At 34.0% G+C, this 10,186-nt stretch carries 8 protein-coding genes and 2 pseudogenes; 9 read left to right on the top strand and 1 reads right to left on the bottom strand.

The window, feature by feature from the left end:
• The first annotated feature begins 308 nt into the window (after positions 1–308).
• From CBR30_05875 to CBR30_05850, 6 genes and pseudogenes are all read left to right on the top strand, one after another.
• Positions 309–941, top strand: coding sequence for a sugar ABC transporter substrate-binding protein (locus CBR30_05875; protein ID PMQ01525.1), 633 nt, complete (start codon positions 309–311; stop codon positions 939–941).
• A 158-nt stretch (positions 942–1,099) separates the two neighbouring features.
• Entirely contained in the window at positions 1,100–2,206 is a 1,107-nt protein-coding gene (locus CBR30_05870; protein PMQ01524.1) for a xylose isomerase, read from the top strand.
• Positions 2,207–2,392: 186 nt separating this feature from the next.
• On the top strand, positions 2,393–2,854 hold the full coding sequence (locus CBR30_05865; GenBank protein ID PMQ01523.1) for a transcriptional regulator NrdR: 462 nt from the start codon (positions 2,393–2,395) through the stop codon (positions 2,852–2,854).
• Between the two features lie 12 nt (positions 2,855–2,866).
• Positions 2,867–3,481, top strand: a pseudogene (locus CBR30_05860) (hypothetical protein).
• Between the two features lie 687 nt (positions 3,482–4,168).
• Positions 4,169–5,545, top strand: a pseudogene (locus CBR30_05855) (ribonucleoside triphosphate reductase).
• On the top strand, positions 5,517–6,233 hold the full coding sequence (locus tag CBR30_05850) for an anaerobic ribonucleoside-triphosphate reductase activating protein (protein PMQ01522.1): 717 nt from the start codon (positions 5,517–5,519) through the stop codon (positions 6,231–6,233). The pseudogene CBR30_05855 and the gene CBR30_05850 overlap by 29 nt, the downstream one beginning before the upstream one ends.
• Here CBR30_05850 and CBR30_05845 read toward each other — a convergent pair.
• The gene (locus CBR30_05845; protein ID PMQ01521.1) at positions 6,192–7,355 is read right to left on the bottom strand and encodes an MFS transporter; all 1,164 of its coding nucleotides are present in this window, start codon (positions 7,353–7,355) and stop codon (positions 6,192–6,194) included. The genes CBR30_05850 and CBR30_05845 overlap by 42 nt on opposite strands.
• A 91-nt stretch (positions 7,356–7,446) precedes the next feature.
• Between CBR30_05845 and CBR30_05840 the strand changes: the two genes are divergently transcribed.
• The 3 genes from CBR30_05840 to CBR30_05830 are packed head-to-tail and all read left to right on the top strand — an operon-like array spanning position 7,447 to position 10,167.
• The gene (locus CBR30_05840) at positions 7,447–8,259 is read left to right on the top strand and encodes a TIGR00268 family protein (protein ID PMQ01529.1); all 813 of its coding nucleotides are present in this window, start codon (positions 7,447–7,449) and stop codon (positions 8,257–8,259) included.
• Positions 8,252–9,010: a 1-(5-phosphoribosyl)-5-amino-4-imidazole-carboxylate carboxylase gene (locus CBR30_05835; protein PMQ01520.1), complete on the top strand. Its 759-nt coding sequence runs from the start codon at positions 8,252–8,254 to the stop codon at positions 9,008–9,010. The genes CBR30_05840 and CBR30_05835 overlap by 8 nt, the downstream gene beginning before the upstream one ends.
• Positions 9,007–10,167 (top strand): TIGR00299 family protein, encoded by a 1,161-nt coding sequence (locus CBR30_05830; GenBank protein PMQ01519.1) that lies wholly within the window; start codon positions 9,007–9,009, stop codon positions 10,165–10,167. Before CBR30_05835 ends, CBR30_05830 begins: the two co-directional genes overlap by 4 nt.
• Positions 10,168–10,186 lie beyond the last annotated feature (19 nt).

Here is a 10,186-nt window from a genome sequence, read left to right as displayed (position 1 = left end):
TAAAGCTTTTTTAGAAAGAGCTCTAATTGATGGTTTTTTCTCTTTTATTAAACTCATTATTAACACAATTAAAATTTCTTTTATCTTTTTTCTTAAAGAAAAATCTGGTAGAATATTAATGACCATAGTTTTCACCTCCCGGGGTTTGGATGTTATCTCTTTCTAATCTAATTCTAACCCTGGGAGGTTTTTCTTTTCAAAAACTGATTACAGGTCAGAAGTTATAATGCTTGATTGATTGTTTGTTTAATATTAAAATATAAAAATCATGGGATTTATTATAAGTTTAAAAAAGAAGGAGGAGTTTTATGCCTCTTGCACAAAGATCTGTAGAAGAGTTTATAATGTTGTTGGCCTCTAAGGAGCCAGCACCTGGGGGAGGCTCTGCTTCTGCCTTACTTGGGGCAGTTGGCACTGCTCTTTCCTCGATGGTAGCAAATTTAACGGTTGGTAAGGATAAATATAAAGATTATGAGGAGCATTTACAAGAATTTTTAAAAGAATTAGAAAGTCTTAATAAGGATTTTTTATCCCTTATAGAGGAAGATACGAATGCTTTCAGCAGAGTGGCGAGAGCATATAAAATGCCTAAGGAAACAGAGGAGCAAAAATTAGCAAGAAACGAAGCTATTGAAAAGTCTTTAAAAGAAGCTACTTTGGTTCCTGTTTATATTATGGAAAAATGTATTTCTACCTTGAGACTTATAGATAAAACTTTCAATATGTTGAATCTTAAGGTCATTAGTGATATAGGGGTATCTGTGTTGTGTTTGAGATCCGCTCTTCAAGGTGGATGGCTCAATGTAATGGTGAACCTAAAAAGTATTAAAGATGAGGAATTTAGAGAAGAAGTAGGGAAAAAATGTGAAGATATGTTAAAAGAGGGGCTGGAACTGGCAGATAAAATCTACAGTGATGTGGAGAAGTTAATCTTAAAATAGTAGTTGAATTCCTTGGGGAGGGGGTTTTTTCTTATCTTTAAACACTCTAACTTTTCATTGGTTGTTTAGGTAATAACTATTAGAAAAAGGATATTATAAAACGATTGTTTTAATGATATACTTGTAATAAAATAATAGAAAAAAAGGAGGAGTTTGAAATGGGATTTGTAGACCATCGTCCTCAGAAGATTTTAAGGAGTAAAGAAGAACTTTTGAAACATCTCAAAACTTTCAAGCTTGATTTGAAATTTTCAGTAGGTATTTGGTATTTTTCTCCATCTGCAAATAGGTTTCACGAGCCTTATGGTGAACCGAAAGATATAAAGCAGAGATTAGAGATGATAGCAGAAACTGCAAAATATGGAGTTAAAGGTGTAGAAGCCCATTATCCTAATGAAGTGAATGAAGAAAACTTACATCTATATAAACAGTTGGAAAAGGAAACAGGAATAAGGTTAGTAATGGTAGCTCCCCACATCTTTTATTCAAGAATGTATGAGTTTGGCTCCTTATCCAATCCCATAGAAAAGTATAGACAGAAGGCAATTGAAACCTTAATATCCACTTTGAAGATTGTTAAAGAGGCAAATGCGGATGTTTGTGTTATTTGGCCAGGAATTGATGGATATACTTATTCTTATGGTCATCTCTATTATCACATGTGGTCTAATTTTGAGTCTGCAGTAGCTTATGCTATGGATCAGGTTCCAGGAGTTAGGGTAGCTATTGAGCCAAAACCATATGAACCTGCTCCTAATAATATATATAGAACTACTGCAGATGGTATTCTTGCTGCCAGAGATATTGAGGCTCAGCTTAAAAATCCAGAGAATTTAAAGATTCTTCAAGAGGGGCATGCATTAGTAGGGTTAAATCCAGAGGTTGGACATGTAAGGATGGGCTTTGAGGATTTGCCTTATGCCTATATGAGGGTTGCAAGAGAAGGAAGACTTTTCCATACTCATTGGAATAGTCAGCCCATGGGAAACTACGATCAGGATCTAAATGTAGGTGTAATTGATTGGGATAATACAGAGGCTCTTTTATATGCTTTGAAAATGGTTGGTTATCAAGGATATTTTGGAATTGATATAAATCCTGAGAGAATGCCAGTTTTGAAAGCAATAGAGATTAATACTAAGGTCATGGAGATAATGAATGAGCGAATAGAAAAACTTCCTCATGAAAGGATCCTTGAGTGTTACTTTGACCCAGAAAATCACCGTGGTGAATTAGAATTAATCTTAGCAGAAAGTAAAAGATAAAAAGAGGGGGGGGGAATTTCTTTCCCCCCTTTAGATAGATTTTACAATTGGTCAAAATCTGAAGAAAAACAAAGAAAAGAAATAATTTTAGGTAAAAAACCAGGTAAACTCTTTCAAATCCCCTTTTGACTCTATATATAGTATATGTTAATATTTAGTAACACTATATGTAGTAATGAGGTTTATATGAGATGTCCTTTTTGTGGTAATCCAGAGACAAGTGTCTTAGATACAAGAGAGATTGAGGATCAAACAGTTGTTAGGAGGAGAAGATTTTGCAATGTTTGTGGGGGGAGGTTTACCACCTATGAGAGGATCGAAGATAAACCTATATTAGTGATTAAGAAGGATGGAAGAAGAGAGCCTTTTGATAAAAATAAGCTTCTTTTAGGGCTTCAAAGGGCTACAGTAAAAAGGAATATTGAGAATGAAAAGTTGGAAGAGATAATAGATGATATCTTAAGAGAGATAAGAAAACAAGGACTTAGTGAGATTAGATCAAAGGATTTGGGTATGATGGTGTTGGAAAGATTAAGAAAATTGGATGTGGTAGCCTATATTAGATTTGCTTCAGTTTATCAAGAGTTTAGCTCTGTAGATGAATTTTCTAAGCTTCTTTCAGAATTGGAAAAAGAGAAAAATCTTTGAGGAGGGTTTTTTATGGGAAAGGATTTTAATGATTTAATTAGGGAGTATTTGGATAGGAGTGATTGGAGAGTAAATGAAAATTCAAACATGTCCTATTCTTTGCAAGGCTTAAACTATTATTTATATTCAACGTTAATTGCAAAATATTGGTTAGAAAGCATATATCCCAAGGATATAGCAAGGGCACATCAAGAAGGAGATTTCCATATTCATGATCTTGGTTCTCTTTCTGTTTATTGTGTAGGATGGGATTTAGAAGACTTATTGATAAGAGGTTTTGGGGGAGTTGAAGGAAAGGTTGCAAGTAAACCTGCAAAACATTTCAGGACTGCTTTAGGACAGATTGTGAACTTTATGTTTACCCTCCAAGGAGAGGCAGCAGGAGCCATTGCTTTTTCCAATTTTGATACCTTTTTGGCTCCCTTTATTGCTTATGATGGGCTCAGTTATAAAGAGGTTAAGCAAGCCTTACAAGAATTTGTTTTTAATCTAAATATTCCTACGAGAACTGGATTTCAATGTTTAAGTGAAGACACAGAGATACTAACTTGTGATGGTTGGAAAAAATACTATGAGGTAAAGGAAGGAGATTTGATCTATACCTTTAATATAGAAAGGAATCAGATAGAGATAAAGAAAGTAGATTATGTCCATAGGAGTTATTATGAAGGTATTATGTATAACCTAAAAGGGGAAAGTCAAGATCAGCTTATATCTCCAAGACATAGAGTAGTAAGAAAGCTCGATAATTCAGATAAATTTATATTACAGCCTATTGAAGAGGTTTTGGAGACCTCATCTTCTCTCCTAATTCCAGTATTTGGAGAAAATGTTAATTTTGATTATCCTATCCCTGATGATAAATTGCAATTAATAGCAAGAGCGTTGAGAGAAGATAAAGAAGAAAATGAGGAAGGTATTTATCAAGTAAGAGAAGGAAGCTCTTCTATCCACACTTTAGTTAAGATAAAGGAAAAAGAGTTTCCAGTCTTTTTATATAAACTAAGTAAGAGACAAGCGGGGCTTTTTATAGAAAGTTTTGTGATGGATGAGATAGATGGAAAAGATGTAGTTCAAATTGTAGTAAATAGTGAAAATCTTGCCCAAGGTTTTTCTACTATTGGCGTTTTAGCAGGTTTTAACGTGTCTGTAGGTAGAGAAAAGGATAAATTTATAGTTACCTTAACAAGGAAGGCTATAGACTCTATAGAGGAGATTAGGAAGGTAGATTATAATGGAATAATTTGGTCTGTACATACAGAGAATGAAACGGTAATAGCAAAGAGAAATGGACAAGTCTTTATTACTGGCAATACTCCCTTCACAAATCTTTCCTTTGATCTTATAGTACCTCAGGATCTTAAGGATAAAAAGGTTATAGTAGGAGGGGAAAGGAAAGAAGCAAGGTATGGAGAATTTCAAAAAGAAATGGATATGTTGAATGAAGCTTTTGCAGAGGTTATGCTGGAGGGAGATGCTAATGGAAGAATATTTACCTTCCCTATTCCTACTTACAGTATTACAAAGGACTTTCCTTGGGAGAAAAGTACTCTAACAAAAATATGGGAGATGACAGCTAAATACGGTACTCCTTATTTTAGCAATTTTGTTAATTCCAATATGGATCCTTCTGATGTGAGGTCCATGTGTTGCAGGCTTAGATTGGATAATTCTATGGTAAGACAGAGAGCCTTAAGTTTTACTTTACAAACCAACAATAAATCAGTAGATGAATTGAAACATAGAGGAGGAGGTCTTTTTGGGGCAAACCCATTAACAGGTTCTATAGGAGTTGTAACTATAAATCTTCCAAGAATTGGCTATTTATCAAAGAGTGAAGAAGAGTTTTTTGAAAGGCTCTCATATCTTATGGATCTTGCAAAGGAAAGCTTAGAGATTAAGAGAAAAGTCATAGAAGATTTAACACATAAAGATTTGTATCCATATTCTAAGGTTTATTTATCAGGAGTTTATGAATTAACGGGGCAGTACTGGGGTAATCACTTCTCTACAATAGGTATTGTTGGAATGCACGAAGCTTGTATGAACTTCTTAGGAGAGGGTATTGAGACTCCTTCAGGAAGAGAGTTTGCTATTAAAGTTTTGAAGTTTATGAGGGAAAAACTATTGGAGTATCAAAAGGAGACAAACAATTTGTATAATTTAGAGGCAACTCCGGCGGAAGGTACTTCTTACAGGTTAGCAAGAATAGATAAAATGAAGTTCAAAGATATATATACTTCTGGTAAAAATGAGCCTTTCTATACAAATTCTACCCAACTTCCTGTGGATTACTCTGCAGATCCTTTTGAGGTTTTGGAGCACCAGGATGAGCTTCAAAGCCTATATACCGGTGGAACAGTACTCCATATATATCTTGGAGAGGCAATTGAGGATATTAATCTTGTAAAAGAAGCAGTTAGACTTATCTCTCATAATTACAGACTTCCTTATTTCACACTAACTCCAACCTTTAGTATTTGCCCAGAACATGGATATTTAAGGGGAGAAAAGAAAACATGTCCTTATTGTGGCAGAGAAACAGAAATTTACTCAAGGGTTGTAGGTTATTATAGACCTGTAAAGAGTTGGAATAGAGGAAAGCAAGAAGAATTTAGTCTTAGGAAGCCATTTGTTATTGCGTTAAAGGAGAGGAAGAAAATTGAAAATCTCAGGCTACCTGGGATTTAGTCTTATAGATTATCCAGGAAAAGTAGCATTTGTTATATTCACTCAGGGGTGTAATTTTAGATGTCCTTTTTGCCATAATCCGGAGCTAATATCTACAAGAAAAAAGGGATTATACTCTGAAGATTTTATTATAGAGGAGCTATTAAAGAGGAAAAAAATAATAAATGCAGTGGTAATAACAGGGGGAGAGCCAACCATTCAGGAGGACCTCCCCCTCTTTCTATTTAAGTTGAAAAAAAGAAGACTAAATATAAAGCTGGATACAAATGGAAGTAACCCTAAAATGCTTATGGAAATTGTAAAGAGTAGATTAGTTGACTATGTAGCTGTTGATTTTAAAACAAGTAGAGTGAAATATCATTTGGCTATAGGTTTAGAAAAGGAGGAAGGAGAAAGATATTACAAAAAGCTTCTTGAGTCCCTAAAGATTTTAAAAGAAGGAGATATCGAGTATGAGGTAAGAACTACAGTGGTGCCCGAAATTGTGGAGGAGGAGGATTTAAAGTTGATTAGAGATGAAATAGGAGATGTCCCCTATTATCTACAAAGGTTTAATCCCGAGAATGCTCTAAGTTTTGAATTTAGAAAGAAGATTTCTTATCCTGATGATAAGCTAATAGAATTTAGAGAAAGGTTGCACTGTGAATTAAGAGGAGTTGTTAATTCTTTTCAGAATAAGGAGAGCTAAAGCGGAGGCTATAGTCCCCTGAAGGAAATTTACTTGATAACTGCCATAATCTATAATAAGCCCTGAGAGAAAATAGGAAACAACTTGAGCAGTAGATATTACCAGATTGTTTATCCCTACAAAGCTTCCTGCTTTTTCCTTTGGTATATAGCTGAGAAGTAAGCTATAAGGGACAATCATGAGAATTGAGGAACTTATCCCATAAATAATTAAGGTAGGGTAAATATGGATCAATCTACTGCTTTGGGAAAACAAGAAGCTACTAATGGCAAATAAACCAAGACCAATTGCAGTAATCTTCCCTTTTGAATGCTTGTCCGCAATATAGCCAATAGGAATTGTTGATAGCCATGATATTATTCCAAAGAATCCTAAGGCTAAGATATAATCTTTCAGTGAGGCGGATAGAGCATCTCTGAAGAAAAGTAAAAGGAAGGAACTAACAGAAGATATCCCATACCATATTAACCACTGTAGTGAGAAAAGCTTAATCCATGTTTTTCCTTTAAAGTAATTAAAGTCTATATCAGGTTTCTTAAAGTTTTGAGGATCCTCCGTAAGAAGAAGTAGAGAAAGAGCTGATAAAATAACTCCTATATAGATGATTAGAAATCTTAAAAATTCGCTATGGGATAAAAGGACTAAAATAACATAAAGTCCTTGAGCAAAATATGATGTAAAATTAGTTATGCCTGTTGCTGTTGCGAAAAAATTTTTAGGGATGAGATCAGGTACTAAGCTCTGGAAAGGAGCAAAGGCAGAATAGAAGAAGATAGAAACGAGTAATAGGTTAATATAAAGATTATAAACATCCTTTGTATGCTCTAATCTTAGAAGAGCCAGAATAAATAATAATAGGCTAAAAATTATTAAGTATTTTCTACCTCTTAGAATTTTTCGCATTTTATCAGATATTATTCCAATGATTGGGGGTATTACTATTCCAACAAAACTGATTATAGACATAAGAATTCCTATATGGGTTTTGGATGTAGTAAATTTATTTAGAAAAAAGATAAGATAAAAGCTTCTAAAGGCTGAAAACAAAGAGAAGCCTATATTCCCCACACCCAATATAGCAATCTTTTTATATACTTCTCTGACTTCTTTTATCTTTTCCATTTTTGTTAGTTGATTATAACATATTTTGAAAATTAATATTTTTTTGGTATTATTTTTAGAAAAAAGAAAGAGAGGGTTATTTATGGAAGAAATATACGAAAAATTAGAGAGACTTAAAAAATATATAAGGGATCTTGGGAAGGTTGCTGTTGCCTATTCTGGGGGTGTTGATAGTACTTTTTTATTGAAAGTATCAAAAGAAGTTTTAGATAATAACGTTATAGCTATAACTCTTGTTTCTCCTTTATATCCACGTTCTGAAATAGAATTTGCTAAAAATATGGCAAAGGAATTAGGAGTGAGACATATAATTATACAAGAGGAGAATATTTTTAAAAATGAGGAGTTTATAAAAAATCCTCCAGATAGATGCTATATTTGTAAAAAAATGGAGTTTAGAGAAATAATTAAATATGCAAAAAAGAAAGGGATAGAATACGTTTTGGATGGAAGTAATGCGGATGATTTAAAAGATTATAGACCTGGAAGAAGAGCTCTCTTAGAGCTTAATGTAAAAAGCCCCCTCTTAGAATTGGGATTCACAAAGGAAGAAATTAGAAAACTTTCCTTAGAATATGGATTACCTACTTACAATAAACCGTCTTTTGCCTGTCTTGCTTCAAGAATTCCATATGGTGAGACTATTACTATGGAGGAGCTGAAAAGAATTGATGAGGGAGAAGAGTTTTTAAGGGGTTTAGGGTTTAAGCAGGTTAGATTAAGAAGTCATGGAAGTATTGCAAGAATAGAAGTGGATAGTGAGAGCTTTAATATAATACTGGAGAGGAGAGAAGAGATTCTTGAGAAATTGAAAAAATTGGGCTATATATATGTTACTTTGGATTTAGAAGGTTATAAAATGGGAAGTATGAATAAAATTTTAAAGGAGAAAAGCTATGAATAGAGAAAAATTAAAGGAATTGCTTTTAAGGTTTAAGGATGGAGAGATAGGAATTGAAGAGGTTGTTGAAAAGTTAAGCGTTATGCCCTATGAGGATCTTGGCTTTGCAAAGGTTGATCATCAAAGAGGTCTTACAAGGGGTTTTTCAGAGGTAATATTTTCCCAGGGAAAAACTCCAGAGCAAGTAGCAATGATTATGGAAAGAATTTTGGAAAGGTCTAATAGGGTTTTAGCTACAAGGGCAAGCAAAGAAATTTTCCAATATGTGAAGGAAAGAATAAAGGATGCAGAGTATAATGAACTGGCAAGAACCATAAAAGTGGTGAGGGAAGATATAGTTAAAAAAGGAAAAGTAATTGTTGCCTGTGCAGGAACGGCGGATCTTCCTGTGGCTGAGGAGGCTGTAGAGACTGCGGAGATTATGGGAAGTAATGTGGAAAGGGTATACGATGTGGGAATTGCAGGTCTTCATAGATTATTAGATAAAATAAGTTTGTTAAGAAGCGCAAATGTAATAGTTGCTGTTGCAGGTATGGAGGGTGCATTGCCCAGTGTTTTGGGAGGGCTTGTAGATAAGCCTGTTATAGCTGTTCCTACAAGTGTAGGTTATGGTGCTAATTTTAATGGTCTTTCTGCTCTTTTAACTATGCTGAATAGTTGTGTGCCTGGAATTGCAGTTGTAAACATAGATAATGGTTTTTCAGCAGGGTATTTAGCCAGTATGATAAATCTATTAGTGGAGGGAAAAAGATGAAGATATTATATTTTGATTGTTTCTCAGGGATAAGTGGGGATATGATTTTAGGTGCCTTAATTGACTTAGGTGTTTCTCCTGATCTCTGGTTAGAGCATTTAAGAAAAATTCCTATTGAAGGTTATGAAGTAAAAATAACTAAAAAAAGGAAAGGATTTTTATATGGAACTGATGTAGATATTATAACTCGGGAAAGTCAACCCCATAGACATTTACATCATATTTTGGAGATAATTGAGAAAAGTGAAACCTCTGATTGGGTTAAGGAAAATTCAAAAAAAGTATTTGAGAAGATAGCAATAGCGGAATCAAAAATTCACAATGAACCTATAGAGGAAGTACATTTTCACGAGGTAGGAGCTATAGATACTATAATTGATGTAATGGGAAGCTTTATTGCATTAGAGCTTTTAGGAGTGAAGGAAGTATATTCATCGCCACTCCCCTTAGGGAGAGGTTTTGTAAAGGCTCAGCATGGAGTAATTCCTGTACCTGCCCCTGCTACTTTAGAAATATTAAAAGGTATCCCTGTTTACTCTAATGATATAGAGGGAGAACTTGTTACGCCTACTGGAGCTGGAATAATATCAGTTATTGCTAAGGAGTTTGGAAATATTCCCCTTATGAAGATAGAAAGAATTGGATATGGCACAGGAAAGAAAGATTTTAGTATTCCAAATTTGCTTAGGGTTTTCTTGGGTGAAAAAATAGAGGCACCAAAAGAGGAAAAAAATCTTGTTATCGAAGTGAATATAGATGATATGAATCCGCAAATTTATGGCTATCTTGTGGAAAAATTATTTGAGAATGGTGCTTTAGATGTGTTTATGACTCCAATATTTATGAAAAAGGGAAGACCAGGGGTACTTTTAACAGTTTTGATTGAGCCTTGGAAGGAAGAGGTTATATCAGAAATAATTTTTAAAGAAACTACCACTATTGGTTATAGAAAATACTATGTAAATAAGAGAATGATGGATAGAGAAATAAAAGAGGTAGAAACAAAATGGGGAAAAGTTAGAGTAAAATTATCAAAATATGGTGGTATAGAAAAGTTTGCACCTGAATATGACGATTGTAGAAAAATTGCTGAAGAGCATAATATTCCATTAAGGGAAGTAATAAAAGAAGTGGAAAAATCTGTAAGGGGCGAGTAAATCTCGCCCCCTTTACTTA

This window comes from Dictyoglomus sp. NZ13-RE01 (assembly GCA_002878375.1).
Taxonomy (GTDB): domain Bacteria; phylum Dictyoglomota; class Dictyoglomia; order Dictyoglomales; family Dictyoglomaceae; genus NZ13-RE01.
This window is presented reverse-complemented; position numbering and strand designations above follow the sequence as displayed.

Excerpts from the sequence above, each read along its gene's own strand:
- CBR30_05830 (PMQ01519.1), top strand. The coding sequence starts at position 9,007 with ATGAAGATATTATATTTTGATTGTTTCTCAGGGATAAGTGGGGATATG.
- CBR30_05870 (PMQ01524.1), top strand. The coding sequence starts at position 1,100 with ATGGGATTTGTAGACCATCGTCCTCAGAAGATTTTAAGGAGTAAAGAA.
- CBR30_05865 (PMQ01523.1), top strand. The coding sequence starts at position 2,393 with ATGAGATGTCCTTTTTGTGGTAATCCAGAGACAAGTGTCTTAGATACA.
- CBR30_05845 (PMQ01521.1), bottom strand. The coding sequence starts at position 7,355 with ATGGAAAAGATAAAAGAAGTCAGAGAAGTATATAAAAAGATTGCTATA.
- CBR30_05835 (PMQ01520.1), top strand. The coding sequence starts at position 8,252 with ATGAATAGAGAAAAATTAAAGGAATTGCTTTTAAGGTTTAAGGATGGA.
- CBR30_05875 (PMQ01525.1), top strand. The coding sequence starts at position 309 with ATGCCTCTTGCACAAAGATCTGTAGAAGAGTTTATAATGTTGTTGGCC.